The sequence below is a fragment of the Mycobacteriales bacterium genome, assembly GCA_035550055.1.
Classification (GTDB): domain Bacteria; phylum Actinomycetota; class Actinomycetes; order JAFAQI01; family JAFAQI01; genus DASZTV01.
This window is the reverse complement of the sequence record DASZRO010000005.1, coordinates 13,295-32,165: the sequence shown is the minus strand read 5'-3', so window position 1 is coordinate 32,165 and position 18,871 is coordinate 13,295. Positions and strand designations below refer to the sequence as shown.

Here is an 18,871-nt window from a genome sequence, read left to right as displayed (position 1 = left end):
ATGCCTGTGCCGCCGGTGCTGGAGGATCTCGCCGGTTGGGCCTGGCGGCTGATCATCCTCGGCTTCGCCGTCGTCGAGCTGCTGAAGTTCATCAACGTCCTGTACTTCGTCGTACTCCCGTTCTTCGCGGCGCTGTTCGCAACCGCGCTCGCCTACCCGATCGTCAACTGGCTGGCCAAGCGCGGCACGCCCCGGGCGCTCGCCACCTGGCTGACCGTCATCGTCGTCGGGATCATCACCGTCGGCGTCGGCATCTTCGTCGTCAACCGCGCGGTCAGCCAGTACTCCGACCTCGTCAGCCAGGTGAACGCCGCGGTCACGAAGTTCCAGCACTTCCTGACCCACAACCTGCACCTGAAGTCCTCGTCCACGTCGAGCATCCAGAAGACGATCACCGACTTCCTGCAGAAGCACCAGTCGGCCGTCGCCTCGGGAGCGCTCAACGGGATCACGACGGTCGGCGAGATCCTCGCCGGCGCCGTCTTGTGGTTCTTCATGACCTTCTTCCTGCTCTACGACGGCCACAACATCTGGAACTGGTTCGTGCGGCTGCTGCCGCCGCGCGGCCGGGCGCGTGCGCAGGCGGCGGGCGAACAGGCTTGGGGCCGGCTGTCGGGCTTCGTGCACGGCACCTTCATCATCGCGCTGGTGCACGGGGTGGTCGCCGCCATCGCACTGGGGGCGATGGGCGTGCCGCTCGTCGCGCCGCTCGCGCTGCTGATCTTCGTCGGCAGCTTCCTGCCCATCGTGGGCTCGATCGGGTTCGGTGCGCTGGCGGTCGCCGTCACCTTCGTCACCCAGGGTTGGGTGCTCGGGGTCGTGCTGATCGGCATCTTCATCATCGACAACCAGATCGAGGCGCACGTGCTGCAGCCGTTCCTGGTCGGTCGATACGTGCGGCTGCACCCACTGGCGGTCGCGGTCTCGATCGCGGCCGGCACGGTCATCGAGGGACTCGCGGGAGCGGTTCTCGCCGTGCCGGTCGTTGCGGTGCTCTATGCGGTCATCTACTCGCTGGCGACCGGCGGCGAGTCGCCGCCGCGGGGCGACGCGTCATCGTTGGGCGCGCCCGGAATCGAGCCACTCGGCGGCGACCCGCCGGACCCGGAGCAGACCGACCCGCCGGTCAAGCGCAGCCCTGCCAAGAAGGCGGCGCAGGCCAAGAAGACGGCGGCCAAGAAGACGGCTCCGGCGAAGAAGACGGCCGCCAAGAAGTCCACACCCGCCAGGAAGTCCGCGGCGCGGTCCACAGCACGCTGACCCGCTGCGGGAACCTGTCGGTCCCCGACGGGACGGTGACGCGGTGCGCCGACGTCGTGGGCTGATTGCGGTGCTGCTGGCTGCCTGTTGCCTGGCCGCCTGGCATCGTGACACTGGCGGCGCCGTTCGGCATCCGGTGCTGCCGATCGTCGCGCCGGCCGCCGCCGCGGGGGATCGGGTCATCGTCGAGCCCGACGACGGCATGTCGGGCATCGACGACCTGCTGGCCTCGCCGCGGCGCAGCCTCGACCTCACGATGTACGAGCTGTCGGACCCGACGGCCGAGTCGTTGCTCGCGGCCGACGCGGCGCGAGGCGTGCGGGTGCGCGTGATCCTTGACGGCCGGCTCGAGCAGGCCCGCAACTCACCGGCGTATGAGTTCCTGCGCAGCCGCGGCGTACTCGTCGAGTGGTCGTCGGGGAGGTTCTTCGCGACGCACGAGAAGGCGTTCGTCGTCGACGGCGCGATCGCGGTCGTCATGTCGCTGAACCTGACGAGCCAGTACTACGCGACGACCCGTGACGTCGCGGTCGTCGATCGCGACCCCGCCGACGTCGCGGCGATCGAGTCGGTCTTCGCCGCCGACCTCCGCGGCGGCGGTTCGGCCACTCCCGCGGCAGACGACCTGGTGTGGAGCCCGGGACAGTCGTCGGCCGACCTGCTCTCCCTCATCTCACACGCCCGCGTGTCGGTCGCGCTCGAGTCCGAAGAGCTCAGCAGCCCTTCCGTGGTGGACGCCCTCACCGGCGCGGCGAAGCGTGGGGTGCGGGTGACGGTCGCCATGACCTACGCCGACGACTGGCGTCCGGCGTTCGAGCGGCTGCGAGCGGCGGGCGTTCAGATACACGTGATGTACGGCGAGCGGCCGCTCTACCTGCACGCCAAGCTGTTCGCCATCGACGCGGGGACACCCCACCGCGTCGCATTCGTCGGCTCGGAGAACCTCACCGACGCGTCGTTGCTGCACGACCGCGAACTCGGCTTGGTGCTGCTCGACCCGACAAGCGTGGGCCGGATCGCCACGGTGATCGCGACCGACTTCGCGATGAGTGCCGACTGGACCGGATAGTCACCCGGCCTTGGCGGACGCGACGTCGAAGTCGCGGGCGCGTAGCGCTCGGGCGAGTGCGTCGCGGGACTCCATCAGGGTGCGCCGAAGCGCAGCGCCCGGCTGCTCGTCGCGCAGGTACGCCTCGGTCCGGTCGAGCGTCGAGGTCTCGCTGACCCACATCGGGTAAAGGCCGGCGATCACCTGCTCCGCCATCTCGTGCGACCGGCTGCGGTAGATGTCGCCGATCGAGGCGAAGTAGCGGTCGAGGTAGGGCACCAGCAGGTCGCGCTGCTCGAAGCTGACGAACCCGGCGATCGTGGCGGCGAGCTCCGCGTTGGGCAGGGTGTCCTCCTCGACCATCGACCGCCAGGCCGCCGCCTTGGCCTCGGCGTTGGGCGCAGCCGCACGCAGGGTCAGCGCGAAGCGGCGGCCGGCCGCGGTGTCGTCGCGAGCGAGCTCCGCGTCGATCGCGTCCGCCGTGGCTCGGCCTTTCGAGACCAGCCGGCGCAGCAGCAACCAGCGAAGATCGGTGTCCACGACGAGACCCTCGATTGCCTCCTCGCCCGACAGCAGCGCCTCGATGCGTGCCAGCTGTGCGTCCTCCATCGCGTTGGTGGCGGCCGCTCTCGCATAGGCGAGCTGAAGCCCGCTGCCGGGCTCGCTGGCGTCGAGCAGCTCGAAGATGCGCTCGGCGAACCGCCGCCGTCGCTCATCCGCGCGCGCCGGGTCGCCGTACGGGTCGATCGCCTGGCTCGCCAGCCGCAGCAGTGCCTCCACCGTGCCGACCTCGGTCTCGTGGCCGATCCCGTTCAGCACCAAGTCGAGGTAGTCGCCCGCGCTGACCTCGGCGTCGCGGGTCATGTCCCACGCCGCCGTCCAGCACAGCGCTCGGGCCAGCGGGTCGTCCAGTCGGCCGATCGAGGACACCAGCGTCTGCCACGAGTGGTCGTCGAGGCGGATCTTCGCGTAGGTGAGGTCGTCGTCGTTGAGCAGCAGCAGGTCCGGCTGCGCCACTCCGACCAGCTCGGGCACCTCGGTACGGGCGCCCGTCACGTCGACCTCGATCTGGCCGGTACGACGAAGGCCGTCGGGGCCGTCGGCGTACTGCCCGATCCGCACCCGGTGCGAGCGCAACGTCGGGTGCTCGGGGATGGCGGTCTGCTCGACGGCGAAAGAGCTGAACCGGCCCTCGTCGTCGACCTCGAACGACGGTCGCAGCGTGTTGACCCCGGACGTCTGCAGCCATTCCTTCGCCCAGGCGGACATGTCGCGGCCGCTGGCCGTCTCCAGCGCCGACAGGAAGTCCGGCAAGGTCGTGTTGGCGTAAGCGTGCTGGGAGAAGTACGCGCGGGTCGCTGCGAAGAACGTGTCCTCACCGACCCAGTGCGACAGCAGCTTGAGCACGGACGCGCCCTTGGCATAGGTGATGCCGTCGAAGTTGGTCAGCACCGCCTCGATGTCGACGATGTCCGCGGCGATCGGATGGGTCGTGACCAGCTGGTCCTGCCGGTAGGCCCACGTCTTCTCGATGTTGCAGAAGGACGTCCACGCGTCAGGCCAGCGGGTGTGCAGCGCCGTGACGTGGGTGGACACGTACTCGGCGAACGACTCGTTGAGCCACAGGTCGTCCCACCACTTCATCGTCACCAGGTCGCCGAACCACATGTGGGCCATCTCGTGGAGCACCGTCACGGCACGTCGCTCGTACGACGCGTCGGTCTGCCGCGACCGGAAGACGTACTGCTCGGTGAAGGTGATGCAGCCGGCGTTCTCCATCGCTCCGGCGTTGAACTCGGGCACGAAGACCTGGTCGTACTTCGGCCACGGGTAGCGGGATTCGAACAGCTGGTGGTAGGCGTCGAAGCCTTGCCGGGTGATCTCGATGATGTCGTCGGCGTCGAGGTACTGCACGAGCGACTTGCGGCAGTAGACGCCGAGCGGGATCCCGTCGTGCTCGGCCGTGACGCCTTCGTACCTGCCGGCCACGATGGCGGTGATGTAGGTCGACTGCACCGGCGTCGGCTCGAACACGTGGTGACCGTCGGCACTGTCCGACGGCATGTTCGACAGCACCAGCCACTCCTCGGGAGCGTCCACCACGAACCGGAAGCTGGCCTTCAGGTCCGGCTGGTCGAAGCAGGCGAACATCCGGTGCGCATCGAAGGTCTCGAACTGGGTGTAGAGGTAGACCTCCTTGTCGACGGGGTCGACGAAGCGGTGCAGTCCCTCGCCGGAGCGGGAGTAGACGCACCAGGCCACGACCTGGAGCTCGTTCGGCCCCTCGGCGGGCGACACGGTGAGCCGCCGGCCGGTGAAGGCAGTGGCGGTGTCGAGCGGTTCGCCGTTCAGGGTGGCCGACACGATCCGGTCGGCGGTGATGTCGATGTGGGTCGTCGCGGCCGCCTCGCGGCAGGTGAAGCTCACCGTCGAGGTCGACAGGAAGTGCTGGGGCTCGTCCTTGGCGGTCGTCAGATCGAGATGGACGTCGTAGGTGGAGACGTCGAGCAGGCGGCTGCGGGCGGCAGCCTCGTCACGGGTCAGGTTCTCGGCGGGCACCTCCCCGAGTTTGGCACGGCGCTCGCGGGGCTAAAGTAGTTGCGATGACAACGATCGCCGACTTCTGGTTCGATCCGCTCTGCCCGTGGGCGTGGCTCACCTCGCGCTGGATGCTCGAGGTCGAGAAGGTCCGCGACGTCGAGGTCCGCTGGCACGTCATGAGCCTCGCTGTGCTCAACGAGGGCCGCGACCTCGGAGAGAAGTACAACGAGCTGATGCGCAAGGCGTGGGGGCCGGTCCGGGTCTGCATCGCCGCGGCGCAGGCCGACGGCGACGACGTGCTCGGCGCCGTCTATACCGCGATCGGCACCCGGTTCCACCCCGGCCAGGAGGAGAACAACCGCGAGACGGTCGCGGCGGCGCTCGCCGATGCCGGTCTGCCCGCCGAGCTGATCGACGCCTGGGACGACACGTCGTACGACGACGCGGTCCGGGCCTCGCACGAGCAGGGCATCTCGCTGGTCGGCATGGACGTCGGTACGCCGGTCATCCGGGTGGGCGAGTCGGCGTTCTTCGGTCCCGTCGTGACGCCCGCACCGAAGGGCGAGGCAGCCGGGAAGCTCTGGGACGGCGTGCTGCTGGTCGCGAACACCCCAGGCTTCTACGAGATCAAACGCAGCAGGGACGAGCGCCCGACATTCGACTAGCCAGCCTTCGACCACCGAGGCCAACATACGGACGTCTCGAGGGAGTCCGAGCCCGGTCCGAAGCGTTGGGCTGGACTGGCGCGTGTCGCTGCTCTATGCGCCGATCGCGGCAGGCCCCGCTGCGGAGCTTGGCCTGACATCCGCCGTGAAATCGGGCACGAAGTGAACCCGTCGGGGTACGTCTCGGGGTACGTCGAGCGGCAGGCGTCGGGTACGCCTGCGTGGGCCGCCGAGCCCAACGAAAATGGTCTTTCAAGGGGGTCCGAAGGACCAAGTACGTAGGGCTCGGTGAACGACAGCAACCGCCTGACCTGGCACTTCATGCAGAGCGGGCGACGGGAATCGAACCCGCATAGCCAGCTTGGAAGCGACAGGACCGGCGATCCCTGACCGACTGCTGCGCTGGTGTGCGCAGGCAGTCATCTCAAGCGATCTCCAATCGAGCTTGTTGGGCGCCGCCAGTATCCGCGAGATCGGGCACGAAGTGAACACGCAGGGGTACGTCGAGCGGTACGTCTCCGGGTACGCCTGCGTGGGCTAATGGCGGCGGTAGGCATCGCCGCGATGCTTGACGTCGGTGATCACTACTCGTCGATCGTCGTCATCGATGATGTAGATCACGCGGAAGGTTCCGCGGCGTGCTGAGTGATGCCCGGCGAGTTCCAGGTGCAACTCATGGCCGAAGCGATGGGGCGACTCGGCAAGTGGTCCGTAGATGAACTCGACAAGCGCGGTAGCGACCCTCTCCGGAAGCTGGGCCAGTCCGCGTTTGGCGGTGGCGGTCCACTCGATCCGGTAGACCGGCGGCATTTAACGGCCGCGATTGATCAGCTTGTGCGCGTCTTCCTTGGTGAGGGTCTCGACTCGACCCGCCTTGATGTCGGCATGCGATTGCCTGATCTGCTTCATCGTCTCGTTGTCGGAGAGGATCTCGAGGGTCTCTTCCAAGCCCTCGATGTCATCCAGGCTGATGAGCATCGCGGCGGGCTTGCCGTTGCGGGTGATCACAACGCGCTGGTGTGTGTCCTCCACCTGGTCGACCAAACTCGACAGTTGCGCCTTCACGGTGGCAAGCGGCAAGGTCTCCATGACTAGGATTCTAGTCACCAAGCCGGACCAATCACAAGACACAACGGCCGCCGAAATCGTCGAGCCCAACGAAAATGGTCTTTCAAGAGGGTCCGAAGGACCAAGTACGTAGGGCTCGGTGAACGATCGGGATCCGCCTGACCTGCCACTTCAGCTGGAGCGGGTGACGGGAATCGAACCCGCATAGCCAGCTTGGAAGGCTGGGCATACGCTCAGCGGCATGACCGAGACGATCACCCGCGACACCTTCTACATCGATGGCCAGTGGGTCGCTCCCAGTGGCACCGACTTCATCGAGGTCGAGAACCCGGCGACCGAGGAGATCATCGGCAAGGTCCCGTCGGGCACCGCCGCTGACGTCGACCGTGCGGTCGCGGCGGCTCGCGCCGCATTCGACAGCTGGTCGCAGACCGCGCCCGAGGAGCGGGCGAAGTTCCTGACCCGGCTGCAAGAGGCGATGGCAAGCCGGATGGACGAGATCGCGCGCACGATCTCCGCCGAGATGGGCGCTCCGCTGAAGTTCGCGCAGCTGGTGCAGGCGGGCCTGCCGCTGTCGGACATCGCGACGGCGGCGAGCAGCGTCGGTGAGATCAAGTGGACCGAGCAGATCGGCAACTCGACCGTCGTGCTCGAGCCGGTGGGCGTCGTCGGGGCGATCACGCCCTGGAACTACCCGCTGCACCAGGTGACGGCGAAGATCGGCGGCGCGCTGACCGCCGGCTGCACGGTCGTCCTCAAGCCCAGCGAGGTCTCGCCGCTGTCGGCGTACATCCTCTTCGAGGCCATCCACGAGATCGGCCTGCCGGCGGGCGTGGTCAACCTCGTCACGGGCTACGGCCCGACGGTCGGTGAGGCGATCGCGTCGCACCCCGACGTCGACATGGTGTCGTTCACCGGATCCACCCGCGCCGGTACGCGGGTCGCCGAGCTCGGCGCTGCGACAGTGAAGAAGATCGCGCTCGAGCTCGGTGGCAAGAGTGCGAACGTCATCCTGCCCGACGCGGATTTGACGAAGGCGGTCAAGGTCGGGCTCGCCAACTGCTTCATCAACTCCGGCCAGACCTGCACCGCCTGGACCCGGATGCTCGTGCACGAGTCGCAGTACGACGAGGCCGTGCAGATCGCGGCAGAGGGCGCGGCGGCGTACGTCACCGGCGACCCGCTCGACGACGCCACCCGGCTCGGGCCGCTGGTCTCGGGCGCGCAGCGCGAGCGGGTGGTCGGCTACATCGAGAAGGGGATCGCTGAAGGCGCCCGGGTGGTCGTGGGCGGCGCCGAGCGGCCGCACGAGAAGGGCCACTTCGTCAGCGCGACCGTGTTCGCCGACGTCACGACCGACATGACCATCGCCCAGGAGGAGATCTTCGGGCCCGTGCTGTCGATCATCTCCTACTCCGACGAGGAGGAGGCGCTGCGGATCGCCAACGACTCGCAGTACGGCCTCGCCGGCGCGGTGTGGGCGGGAGACCAGGACAAGGCGATCGCTTTCGCCAAGAAGATGAAGACCGGTCAGGTCGACGTCAACGGCGGATCGTTCAACCCGATCGCCCCGTTCGGCGGCTACAAGCGCTCCGGCATCGGGCGCGAGCTCGGCCGCTACGGCATCGAGGAGTTCCTGCAGCCGAAGTCGATGCAGCTGTAACCGGGAGTCGGACGCTTCGGGATACTGCGCGCATGCGGGTGTATCTCGGGTCCGACCATGCCGGCTTCGCGCTCAAGGCCCGGTTGATCGAGCGGCTGGCCGAGCTCGGCCACGAGCCGGTCGACTGCGGCCCGGAGGTGCTGCGCGACTCCGACGACTACCCGCCGTACTGCCTGCTGGTGGGCACGAAGGTGATGGGCGACTCGGGCAGCCTCGGCATCGTGATCGGCGGGTCGGGCAACGGCGAGGCGATCGCGGCGAACAAGGTTCGCGGCGTCCGCTGCGCGGTGGCGTTCAGCGTCGAGACCGCGCAGCTGGCGCGCGAGCACAACGACGCCAACGTGCTGAGCCTGGGCGCGCGGATGTACGACGGGGCGGCCGCGATCAGCTACGCGGAGGCGTTCGTCGCGACACCGTTCAGCGGCGCGGAGCGGCACGTCCGGCGGATCGGTCTGCTCAGCGAGTACGAGGCGACCGGTGAGCTGCCGCCGCGGCGTGAGGACCTGCCGCCGGCGACGTGACGCGCCCAAACCGCTGACCGAGATAACCGCCGCCCGTTAGGGTCAGCGGTGATGGGCCATCCGGAGCAGCAGCGGGCACCGGTTGCGGAGCGGGCTCGGCGCAGGCTGAGCATGCTGACCGCTCCGGAGTCCGTCCGCGACCAGCGCATCGTGCTCGGCGTGGTGTTGCTGCTCGACGTCCTATGTCTGGTCCTCAACGCCCAGGTCGGCGCGGTCGCGTTCCCACCGACCACCACCGTCGTACCGGTGATCCTCGGTGGCCTGCTGCTCGGGCCGGTCTCGCTGGGCGGGGTGATCGTCGGCGCATTCGCGGTGATCGTCGCCGAGAACGCCGGGGTCGGCAGCAGCACGGTGCGACCCGGCGTCTACATCGTCGTGGCCATCGTCGCCGCCATCGCGCTCAAGCAGTCCAGCGACCGGCAGCGGCTCGGCCTGTCCGCGGGCCGCGGCGAGGCGATGCTGCTCGAGCTTCGCGACCGGCTCCGGTTGCAAGGCGAGATGCCGTCGCTGCCCGCGGGTTGGTGCGCCGAGGTCGAGCAGCAGTCGGCCGGCGGAGCCAGCTTCGGCGGTGACTTCCTGCTCGCCGGGCTCACGGACGGCGGGCGATCGCTCGAGCTCGTGCTGGTCGACGTGTCCGGCAAGGGCCTCGACGCGGGCACGCGGGCACTCCTGCTCTCCGGGGCGCTGGGCGGGTTGCTCGGCTCGGTGCGCCCGGACCAGTTCCTGGCCGGCGCGAACCAGTACCTCGTCCGCCAGGAATGGATGGAGGGCTTCGCCACCGCGCTGCACCTGACGATCGAGCTCGCCACCGGCCGCTACCGGATCACCAACGCCGGCCACCTGCCCGCGGTGCACTACTCGGGCGGGACCGGGACGTGGGGGCTGGTCGAGCCGGAAGGCACCGTGCTGGGGTTGCTCGACGACGCCGAGTTCGGGTCGGTCGAAGGCCAGCTCAAGCCTTACGACGCGCTGCTGCTCTACACCGATGGGCTGGTGGAGGTGCCGGGGCGCGATCTCGCGGTCGGCATCGACCGGCTGCTCGGCGCGGCCGAGCGGCTCATCCCGAGCGGCTTCGACGGCGCCGCGCAGCGGCTGCTCGACGAGACCTCGCCCAACGCCAGCGACGACCGCGCCTTGGTCCTCATCTGGCGCACCTGACCCGTTGGTGCGCTACGTCGAGGAAGGGTCGGGTTGGGCCTGGGTGACGACGCCGGCCGCCAGCAGGCGGTTGAGGTCGTCCTTGGCGACCCCCCAGTCGGTGAGGGCTTCGACGGTGTCGGTGCCCGGCGTCTGGGCCGGATGCCCCACCTGGCCGGGGGTGCGGGAGAACCGCGGCGCCGGTGAGGGCTGGTAGATGCCGTTGACGTCGGTGAGGGTGCCGCGGGCCACCAGGTGCGGATGGGTCTTGGCTTCGGACAACCAGTAGACCGGCGCGACGCAGGCGTCGACCTCGTCGAAGATCGCGGTCCACTCCTCGCGGGTCTTGGTGGCGAACTTCGCGGCGATCATCTCGCGCATCTTCGGCCAGTTCGCGTGGTCGCCCTGACCGGGCAGGTCGGGCAGGTCGAGGGTCTGCTTGAGCGCCTCGAAGAACTGCGGCTCGATCGCGCCGACCGACATGTACTCGCCGTCCGAGCACAGGTAGGTGTCGTAGTACGGCGCGCCGCCGTCGAGCAGGCTGCTGCCGCGGGCGTCCGGCATCATGCCGGCCGCCTGCTGGCCGTGCGCCATCGACAGCAGGCTGGTGACCCCGTCGACCATGGCCACGTCGATGACCTGACCCTCGCCGCTGGTGGTGCGCTCGATCAGCGCCGCGAGGATCCCCATCACCGCGAACATCGACCCGCCGCCGAAGTCGGCGACCAGGTTCAGCGGCGGCACGGGCTTGCGGCCCTTCTCTCCGACCGCGGCGATCGCGCCGGTGATCGACGCGTAGTTGATGTCGTGCCCGACCCGGTCGGCGAGCGGCCCGGTCTGCCCCCACCCGGTCATCCGGGCGTAGACCAGCCTCGGGTTGGCTCCCCGGCAGTCCTCGGGCCCGAGGCCGAGTCGCTCGGCGACGCCGGGCCGGAACGCCTCGATGAGCACGTCGGCCTGCTTGACGAGATCGAGCACGAGGTCGCGCGCCCCGGGGGCCTTGAGGTCGATGGCGACCGAGCGCCGGCCGCGCGACAGGACGTCGAAGCCCGCGATCGCGCCCATGATCCCGCCGCGGGAGCGTTCCAACCGCAGCACCTCGGCACCGAGGTCCGACATCAGCATGCAGGCGTACGGCGCCGGCCCGATGCCGGCGAGCTCGATGACTTTGATGCCCTTGAGCGGGCCGGTCTTTGGTGTGGCGGTGTCGGCTGCGGTCACCGCGTCACGGTAGCGGCGGTTCCCATGACGATTCGCGGGTGGTCGGCCGGATCGAGCCAGCGCAGCAGCGCGATCACGTCCGGCCGGGGCAGCGACACGCACCCGGTCGTCGCGTCGTGATGTGTGACGTGCAGGAAGATGGCGCTGCCACGCCCCGGCACTCGGCGGACGTTGTAGGCGATCACCGCGGCGTCCTGGTACGACGGCAGGTCGAGCATCGGCTCGGGGTCGCGGCCGGCGGAGTGCCTGCGGGTGTCGACCCACTCGTTGTAGCGCGGGCTTGCCGGGTCGTCGTCCCAGTAGTCGTAGGAGTAGGCGTGCCGCCACGGGAAGCGGATGCCACTGGGCCGGCGGTCCACTCCGAAGAAGAAGGAGAAGCCGAAGGACCCGCTCGGTGTGCGGCCGTCGCCCTCACGCTTCTGGCCCGGCGGGGCGAAGCCGTTGTAGCCGACGTTGGCTGTCCACGGTCCGAAGACCTGTCGCCACGTGCCGTCGCGCACCTCGAACGCTCGAACGAGCGCGGTGGTCTCGCCGTACCCGCCGTTGACCACCTCGACCACCTGGCTCGCGTCGCCGACACCGCGCAGGTGGCTCGGGAGCACCCGGCCTGCGGCGCGCCCCGCGTCGGCTCGCCCGGCGGCGGGTGCCGTCACCGCGAGCAGCGCTGCGGTGGTCGCTGCCAGAGCGGCGCGTCGAGTTTGCATGGCGCTTCTAGTCTGGCCTCATGGTGCGCCGGGGCGTCGTCGTGGCCTGCTGCGTCGCGCTGTCGGCAGTGCTGGCAGGGGCCGCCTCGGCGGGAACGCCGGCGTCCGGGCTGGGCCGGCAGTCGTGGCGCAACGGGCTGCACTTCAACGACAAGGGCGTGAGCCGGGTCAGCGCTGCCGAGCTCGGCAAGAGCTGGCACCTTGGCTGCCCGGTCGGCCCGAGCCGGCTGCGGGCGATGGAGGTCGGCTACTGGGGCTTCGACGGCCGCCGCCACACCGGTGTGCTGGTGGTGAACTCGGCCGCGGTCGCTGCGATCCGTACCGCGTTCGCCGCGATCGAGCGGGCGAGGTTCCCGATCCGGCTGATGGAGCCGGTGGCGGCGTACGGCGGGAACGACAACCGTTCGATGGCGCACGACAACACGTCCGCCTTCAACTGTCGGCTGGCGGTGACCGACGGACCGAAGAGCTGGTCGGAGCACGCCTACGGCGAGGCGGTCGACATTGACACGTTCGAGAATCCGTACGAGCTCGACGGACGGGTGCTGCCGCCGGCGGCGACGCAGTACGCCGACCGTTCGAAGCGGCGCCCCGGAATGATCTTCGCGAACGGTCCGGTCGTGCGGGCGTTCGCCGCCGTCGGGTGGGGCTGGGGCGGGAGCTGGTCCGGATCGCCGGACTACCAGCACTTCTCGGTCAACGGCCGCTGACAGCTCAGGCGGACCTTGCCGGATCGGTCAGCTGATCCGCACTGCGGTCCCGACGTGGACCCAGTCGAAGAGCCGGCGCAGGGCCTCGAGCGGAACGTGCACGCAGCCGATCGACCCCTCGGTTCGGTAGTCGCGGCTGCCGTACGGCATGGTCTGCCACGGTGCGTTGTGGAAGCCGTAGATGTCACCCTTGAACGGGATCCAGTAGGCGACGGGGATGACCAGGCCGCTGGCCGGGTGCAGCGTCGTGTCGGCGACGCGCGCGTTGACGACGAAGTCGCCCCGCGGCGTCGCGTCGCCCGCAGTCGCCTTGCCCGTGGTGACCGGCGTGCTCAGCGACACCTTCCCGGCTGAACATGCCCACAGGTGCTGGTGTTCGATGCTGACCAGCACCAGTCGGCGGCGGGTGTTGCCGGCACAGGGCGAGGAGTTCGCGGCGGCGGTGTGGGCCGCCGCCTGCAACGTGGGGTCGGCGGAGTCGCCCCGCAGCGGAGCGGTCAACAGCCGGGCGTACGACGGCAGCGTTGAGACCCGGCTGGTGCCCGCCGGCGTAGGAGTCTGCGCCGGTGACGCCGCGACCGCGGTGGCGACGCCTGCGGCGAGGGTGAGTGAGATCGCGGCACCGAGCAGCGTGCGGCCGCGCCGCGCGGAGGTCACACCAGGATTACGAGTGAGCCCCCGGGTTGGATGCGGGTCTCGCGCGGATCGGTCGCCGCGGGTTCAGCGGATCTGCACCCTCGTCCCGTACTTCACCCAGTGGAACAGTCGGCGGATCGCGGCGAGCGGCAGGTGTACGCACCCGTGTGACCCGCGGTTGACGTAGCGGCGGCTGCCGAACGGGATCTTCTGCCAGGACGCGTCGTGGAAGCCCCACACGCCGACGTGGAACGGGATCCAGTACCGAACGTGGAACGACGCGCCGCCGCTCGTGGTGAGGGTCGTGTTGCGGTCCAAGCCCTCGACGGCGAACGTGCCGCGAGGCGTGGCGTCCCCGCGTCGAGTGGCGCCGGTGGTGACCGCGGTGCTGATGACGGCGCGCGATCCATCACACGCCCACAGGTGCTGTCGCTCGATGCTCACGATCACGAGCTGACCACCGCGGTGGCCGCCGCACGGTGATGCGGCGTGCGTGGAGCGGGGCGCGTGGCCACCGACGGCCACCAGCAGCGCCGTCAGCAGCGAGGTGAGCAGTTGTGCCGGGTTCACACCGTCTCTACGTGCGGGAGGGTGGTTGGGTTGGCTCGGTCAGCCCGAGCCGTCACTGTTGTCCTGCACCGGCTGACCCGTGCCCTGCCAGAGGCAGTGGTATTCCGTCTTGTTGTCGCACGAACCGGTCGCGGTCTGGACCATCTTCAGCGTCTGACTGCCGTCCGGGCTGGTGAGCGTGAAGTGGACATGGCAGTTGTACTGCTGGGTGTCGCCGGTCTCGACGCAGTTGACCGCAGTGATCTTGGCCGTCGCGCCCGGATACGCCTGGCTGACCGAGTCCTGCAGCTGCTTCTGGCCGTTTTGGAGGATCGACTTCTCGAGCGCGTTCGAGTGGTCGCCCCCGCCCGATGCGACGGCGCCGATGATGATCAGCGCGACGACGACGAGCGCGGGGATCCAGACTCGCTTGAGCTTCCACCACGGCTTCTTCTGCTGCGCCGGGAACGACGTACCTCCCGCCGGCATCTGCCAGGACGGCATGCCGGTGGGCAGCGCGGCGCCGGCCGCCACCGCTGGTCCGGTCGGCACTGCCGCGGTGGCGCCGCTCGCCGCGGTGTGACCGGTCCAGGTCGATCCGTCCCAGTAGCGCTGCTGCGTCGCGTCCGACGGGTCCGGGTACCAGCCGGCAGGCGGCTGGGCGTCGGTCGGCGGCTGAACGTCACTCATGGTTTCCCCCCGGGCTGCGTCGGTCTGACACGTCCGTATCGCACCGTACGTGACCCGGATGTCGCGGGGGAAGGGAGTCGGGCGATTCTGTAAGGCGTGCTGTCACCGCTGACTCCAGGACGCTTCGTCAGCGCGTGGCATTTCGATCCGTGGGTGGCCGCGGCGTGCGTGGTCGTCTCCGCGCCGTACCTGGCCGGCGTACGGCGGCTGCGGGCGCGCGGTGAGGCGTGGCCGATGGTCCGCGTTGCCGCGTTCGGCGTGCTCGGGATCGGCGTGCTGGTCGTGGCGACGATGTCCGCACTTGCGGTGTACTCCCCGGTCCTGCTGTGGCCGATGGCGCTGCGGGTCACCCTCCTGCTCACCATCGTGCCGGTCGGACTCGGGCTCGGCGACCCGATCGGACTGGTGTCGGCGTTGCTCTCGCCGGCCGGGGCGGCCCGATGGCAAGGCTTGCTGCGCAGCCTGCCGGTCCGCATCCTGACCTTCCCCGCGGTGTCGCCGGTCCTGGCCATCGCCACCCAGTTCCTGGTGTTCTTCACCGGCTACTTCGGCGCCGCCCAGCACAGCGCCATCGTCATGCGTCTGCTGGAGCTTCAGCTTGTCGTCACCGGCTGCCTGTTCGCGCTGCCGCTGCTCGGCGTGGAGGTGTTGCCGAGCTGGTGCACCCAGCCGGTGCGCATGACGTTCGCCGCAATGGACGGGCTGCTCGACGCGATTCCCGGCATCGCGGTGATGACGAACGGGGCGTTGGTGGCGCACCACTTCTACGCAACCGTCCACCGCTCCTGGGGGCCGACCCGGTCGTGGGACCAGACGATCGCCGGCGGGCTGATGCTGACGGTCGCCGAGGTCGTCGCGGTGCCGTTCGTGGCGATCCTGTACGGCGCATGGATCAAGGAGGACACCCACTACGCCAAGGCCATCGACGCCGCACTCGACAGCGCCGAGGCGCGCACCCGGGCAGCCACCCCCGCCGACGAGGAGCCGGTGACGGACCGACCGTGGTGGGAGGTGGATCCGGGGCCGCTGGCCGACCGGGCGAACCGCTACGGCTGGCGCCGACCGGAACGCTGAGCCCGGCAGGTCCGGCCTCGGCCCGCGCCGAACGATCAGGGATGCATACGCGCGTCTTCCGGGTGATGCCCGTGGTCGTGACGCTCGCGCTCGCGGTGGCGGCGCCGGTCGCCGTCAGCGGCGCGACCGCGGCGTCGGCGGCGGGCGGTCTGCTGCCGCCCGCGCACGACCCGTTCTACCGCTACACGGGGCGGACGCCGCTCGCGCAGGTGCCGCACGGCACCGCCCTGGCCGAGCGTGCGGTGACCCTCGGCCTGCTCACGGATGCGACCCCGCTGCCCGCCGAGCAGATCCTCTACCGGACCACCGACGCGGTCGGCAAGCCCGCGTTGAGCGTCACGACGGTAGTCCTGCCGGCCACCGGCACCGTGGCGCCGAAGGTCGCCGCCTACCTGAGCTTCTACGACGCGCTGACCTCGCGATGTGACCCGTCGTACACGCTGCGCGGCGGGGACGCCGGGTCGCTCAACGAGTCCACCGCAGAGATCGAGCAGGCGCTCGTCGAGTCCCTGCGGGCATCCGGCGACATCGTGACCATCCCCGACTTCGAGGACGAGCGCGTCGACTACGTCGCGGGGACCGAGTCCGGGCAGAGCACGCTCGACGGCATCACCGCGACGCTGTCGGTGCTCGGTCTCGGCGACGCAACCCCGGTCGGGCTCATGGGCTACTCGGGCGGTTCGATCGCTGCGGACTGGGCCTCAGAGCTCGCGCCGAGCTATGCGCCGCACCTGAACCTCGTCGGCACGGCGATGGGTGGCATCCCGGTCGACCTCGCGCACAACCTGACCTACATCAACGGCTCGCCGTCCTGGTCGGACGTCATGCCGGCCTCGATGATCGGGATCACCCGGTCGTTCCACATCGACTTCGCGAAGTACCTGTCCCGCTACGGCAAGAAGATCGTCGCGGCGGAGTCCCACGAGTGCATCGGGCAGTTCCAGGGCGCGTACCCGAACCTGACCGTCGCGCAGTTCGTGAAGAAGCGGTACCGGGACGTCTTCCGGATCCCGATCTTCCGGCGGACCCTCAACAAGCTGATCATGGGCTCGGTGCCCGGGCACCCGCAGGAGCCGATGCTGATGGTGGCCGGGAACTCCGACGGCACGGGGGACGGCGTGATGGTGGAACGCGACGAGCAGCAGCTCGCGTACGAGTACTGCCATCAAGGAGTGCCGGTGGAGTTCGAGCAGCTCTCGAAGCTCGACCACGATGACGCCGGGGTCGCGTTCTTCCCGCAGGGCATCGCCTATCTGCAGAGCCGCTTCGTCGGCGCGCCGGTCGAGAGCAACTGCAGCGCGATCCAGCGCGGCAACTCGCTGGCGCCCCTGGAATAGTCGTTGCCATGAAGTCACTGCGGGTTCTGGGTCCCTGCGCTGTCCTCGTGGCTGCGCTGGCCGCCGCCGCACCGGCGGTGTCTGCGGCCGGAGCGGCTCCGGCCGGGGCGCCGGCGGTTCTGACGGCGCCGACGAGCCTGGTGAACCTCACGCCGACGCTGCCGCAGGACGTCGTCACGGCCAGCACCGCGGCGAACAGCAAGTGGCGCCCGGAGCATGCGACCTACGGCACCGCCTCGCGCAACGACATCCCGGTCAAGGGCGCGGGCGGCACGATCATCCGGGTCAACGAGATCTACCCGACGACGAAGGACGGCCAGCCCGCGAAGGGCAAGTTCCCGGTCGTGTTGACGATGACGCCGTACGGGAAGGGCAGCGGCGGGTCGAGCAAGCCGGGCTCGGCGCAGAACCCCGGCGGGGGAAGTGTGACCGGCGGCGCGGACGACTACCTCGTGGAGCGCGGCTACATCAACGTCGTGGAGGACGTCCGGGGCACCGGCGACTCGGGCGGCGAGTGGGATCCGTTCGAGCCGATCCAGCAGCAGGACGCGATCCATGTCCTGCACTGGGCCGCCCATCTGCCCAACTCCGACGGCCGGGTCGGGACCTACGGGCCGTCCTATCTCGGCATCGACCAGGCGTTGCTCGCCGGCACCGTGGGGAAGCACTCGCCACTGAAGGCGATCTTCCCGGTGGTGACCGCCAACGACGCCTACCGGGACACGATCTTCATGGGCGGACTGCTCGACTCGGAGTTCAGTACGGCGTACCTGGGGCTGACCGGCGCCCTCAACACGGTGAGCCCGGTCGAGGACGCCGTCACCGACACGCAGACGCTCAAGGACCTGCTGAGCGAGACCACGGATCACGCCGGGGGTCTCGCGAGCTACGACGCCGGCTTCACCTTGTCCCTGCTCGCCGGCGGCGAGCAGGCCTACGACGAGACGTACTGGAAGCAGCGGGCGCCGCAGGAGCTGCTGAAGCGGATCGTCGCGAACCACATTCCGGCGTTCCTGGTCGGCGGCGAGTTCGACATCTTCCAGCACGGCGAGCCGATCAACTACGCCGAGCTGCAGAACGCGTGGGCCGGGCGCAGCGTGACCGCGCCGATGAAGCCGGGTCAGCACACGACCGGGCGCTACCAGCTGATCGACGGGCCGTGGGAGCACCTCAACGGGTCCAGCGTCGGGCTGGACTACCTCGAGCTCGAATGGTTCGACACCTGGCTCAAGCACGAGCACACCGGCATGGCCCGGACGAAGACGCCGCTGCACTACTACGACCTGGGCACCGGAAAGTTCGACGAGACGACGACGTACCCGTTCAGCGGCGCGAAGGCCACCAAGCTCTACCTCGGTGGTGGCGGCTCGTTGTCGGTGACCCGACCCGCCGCCGGCGACGCCTCGATCGCGTGGACGCCCGCGGGAAGCCCGTGCGGCCGGCCGGTCGACCAATGGTCGATGGGGGCGCTGTCCATCCCGTCGCACATCGCCGGGTTGGAGGCGCCATGCGCCGACGACGACTCGTTGTCGAAGCTCGGGCCGGGCCAGATGAGCTTCGACACGGCGCCGTTCAGCTCTGCGGAGGCGATCGCCGGCCCCATCACCGCGACCGTCTATGCGACCGCCAACACCGCCAACACGGAGTGGGTGGCGCAGATCGACGACGTGACACCGAGCGGCCTGTCCTACCCGCTCACCGAAGGCGCCCTGCTCGGTTCGTTGCGCAAGGTCGATCGCAGGCGCTCGTGGACGTCGAACGGCATGACCGTGTTGCCTTACCACCCGTACACGGAGGCGTCCGCCAGTCCGGTCGTGCCCGGGCAGCTGACGAAGTACCAGATCGAGATCTTCCCGACGCTCGCCACGATCGGCAAAGGCGACCGGCTGCGGGTGACGCTGTCGTCCTCCGACGTACCGCACCTGTTGCCGATCCCGTCGGACCTCGCGCAGATGGTCGGCGGCGTGTATTCGATCAAGCTCGGCGGCGCGACGCCGTCGTCGCTGGAGGTCGAGTTCCGCAAGCCGTGAGGTAGAGACGCGTCTTA

General features: G+C 69.5%; 18 protein-coding genes and 1 tRNA gene. 10 read left to right on the top strand and 9 right to left on the bottom strand.

Features of this window, described 5'->3' with window-relative positions:
• Complete coding sequence (locus VG899_00460; protein HWA64825.1) at positions 1–1,260, top strand: AI-2E family transporter; 1,260 nt, start codon at positions 1–3, stop codon at positions 1,258–1,260.
• A 43-nt stretch (positions 1,261–1,303) separates the two neighbouring features.
• The gene (locus VG899_00455; GenBank protein ID HWA64824.1) at positions 1,304–2,329 is read left to right on the top strand and encodes a phospholipase D-like domain-containing protein; all 1,026 of its coding nucleotides are present in this window, start codon (positions 1,304–1,306) and stop codon (positions 2,327–2,329) included.
• Here VG899_00455 and pepN read toward each other — a convergent pair whose 3' ends face one another.
• On the bottom strand, positions 2,330–4,867 hold the full coding sequence (gene pepN, locus VG899_00450) for an aminopeptidase N (GenBank protein HWA64823.1): 2,538 nt from the start codon (positions 4,865–4,867) through the stop codon (positions 2,330–2,332).
• Between the two features lie 44 nt (positions 4,868–4,911).
• Between pepN and VG899_00445 the strand changes: the two genes are divergently transcribed.
• Positions 4,912–5,514 (top strand): DsbA family protein, encoded by a 603-nt coding sequence (locus VG899_00445; protein ID HWA64822.1) that lies wholly within the window; start codon positions 4,912–4,914, stop codon positions 5,512–5,514.
• A gap of 537 nt (positions 5,515–6,051) precedes the next feature.
• On the opposite strand, the gene VG899_00440 is transcribed toward VG899_00445, so the two are convergent.
• From VG899_00440 to VG899_00430, 3 genes are all read right to left on the bottom strand, one after another.
• A complete protein-coding gene (locus tag VG899_00440) occupies positions 6,052–6,324 on the bottom strand; it encodes a type II toxin-antitoxin system RelE/ParE family toxin (GenBank protein HWA64821.1) in 273 nt (90 codons plus the stop codon).
• A complete protein-coding gene (locus tag VG899_00435; GenBank protein HWA64820.1) occupies positions 6,325–6,603 on the bottom strand; it encodes a type II toxin-antitoxin system Phd/YefM family antitoxin in 279 nt (92 codons plus the stop codon).
• Between the two features lie 155 nt (positions 6,604–6,758).
• A tRNA-OTHER gene (locus VG899_00430) sits at positions 6,759–6,844 on the bottom strand.
• Here VG899_00430 and VG899_00425 point away from each other — a divergent pair.
• Genes VG899_00425 through VG899_00415 form a run of 3 tightly spaced genes read left to right on the top strand, consistent with a single transcriptional unit; the run spans position 6,824 to position 9,924 of the window.
• Positions 6,824–8,245: an aldehyde dehydrogenase family protein gene (locus VG899_00425; GenBank protein ID HWA64819.1), complete on the top strand. Its 1,422-nt coding sequence runs from the start codon at positions 6,824–6,826 to the stop codon at positions 8,243–8,245. The genes VG899_00430 and VG899_00425 overlap by 21 nt on opposite strands.
• 32 nt (positions 8,246–8,277) lie before the next feature.
• Positions 8,278–8,766, top strand: a complete 489-nt coding sequence (locus VG899_00420) for a ribose-5-phosphate isomerase (GenBank protein ID HWA64818.1) — start codon at positions 8,278–8,280, stop codon at positions 8,764–8,766.
• A gap of 51 nt (positions 8,767–8,817) precedes the next feature.
• The gene (locus tag VG899_00415; protein ID HWA64817.1) at positions 8,818–9,924 is read left to right on the top strand and encodes a PP2C family protein-serine/threonine phosphatase; all 1,107 of its coding nucleotides are present in this window, start codon (positions 8,818–8,820) and stop codon (positions 9,922–9,924) included.
• Positions 9,925–9,936: 12 nt separating this feature from the next.
• On the opposite strand, the gene VG899_00410 is transcribed toward VG899_00415, so the two are convergent.
• Both VG899_00410 and VG899_00405 read right to left on the bottom strand, forming a co-directional pair.
• Positions 9,937–11,124 carry a CaiB/BaiF CoA-transferase family protein gene (locus tag VG899_00410; GenBank protein HWA64816.1) on the bottom strand — a complete coding sequence of 396 codons (1,188 nt, stop codon included), beginning with the start codon at positions 11,122–11,124 and terminating at the stop codon, positions 9,937–9,939.
• Positions 11,121–11,828: a L,D-transpeptidase family protein gene (locus VG899_00405; protein HWA64815.1), complete on the bottom strand. Its 708-nt coding sequence runs from the start codon at positions 11,826–11,828 to the stop codon at positions 11,121–11,123. Before VG899_00405 ends, VG899_00410 begins: the two co-directional genes overlap by 4 nt.
• Positions 11,829–11,848: 20 nt before the next feature.
• On the opposite strand from VG899_00405, the gene VG899_00400 reads away from it, so the two are divergent.
• Positions 11,849–12,538, top strand: coding sequence for a M15 family metallopeptidase (locus VG899_00400; protein HWA64814.1), 690 nt, complete (start codon positions 11,849–11,851; stop codon positions 12,536–12,538).
• A 27-nt stretch (positions 12,539–12,565) separates the two neighbouring features.
• Here VG899_00400 and VG899_00395 read toward each other — a convergent pair whose 3' ends face one another.
• The 3 genes from VG899_00395 to VG899_00385 all read right to left on the bottom strand — a co-directional run bounded on the left by VG899_00395 (position 12,566) and on the right by VG899_00385 (position 14,413).
• Complete coding sequence (locus tag VG899_00395; protein ID HWA64813.1) at positions 12,566–13,195, bottom strand: L,D-transpeptidase; 630 nt, start codon at positions 13,193–13,195, stop codon at positions 12,566–12,568.
• A 63-nt stretch (positions 13,196–13,258) separates the two neighbouring features.
• Positions 13,259–13,744 carry a L,D-transpeptidase gene (locus VG899_00390; protein HWA64812.1) on the bottom strand — a complete coding sequence of 162 codons (486 nt, stop codon included), beginning with the start codon at positions 13,742–13,744 and terminating at the stop codon, positions 13,259–13,261.
• A 39-nt stretch (positions 13,745–13,783) separates the two neighbouring features.
• Positions 13,784–14,413 (bottom strand): DUF2510 domain-containing protein, encoded by a 630-nt coding sequence (locus tag VG899_00385; protein ID HWA64811.1) that lies wholly within the window; start codon positions 14,411–14,413, stop codon positions 13,784–13,786.
• A gap of 96 nt (positions 14,414–14,509) precedes the next feature.
• Between VG899_00385 and VG899_00380 the strand changes: the two genes are divergently transcribed.
• From VG899_00380 to VG899_00370, 3 genes are read left to right on the top strand one after another with little or no spacing between them, the layout of a single operon-like run.
• Positions 14,510–15,487 (top strand): cytochrome c oxidase assembly protein, encoded by a 978-nt coding sequence (locus VG899_00380; GenBank protein HWA64810.1) that lies wholly within the window; start codon positions 14,510–14,512, stop codon positions 15,485–15,487.
• 41 nt (positions 15,488–15,528) lie between these two features.
• A complete protein-coding gene (locus VG899_00375; GenBank protein HWA64809.1) occupies positions 15,529–16,824 on the top strand; it encodes a lipase family protein in 1,296 nt (431 codons plus the stop codon).
• A gap of 47 nt (positions 16,825–16,871) precedes the next feature.
• A complete protein-coding gene (locus tag VG899_00370; GenBank protein HWA64808.1) occupies positions 16,872–18,854 on the top strand; it encodes a CocE/NonD family hydrolase in 1,983 nt (660 codons plus the stop codon).
• Positions 18,855–18,871: the final 17 nt, after the last annotated feature.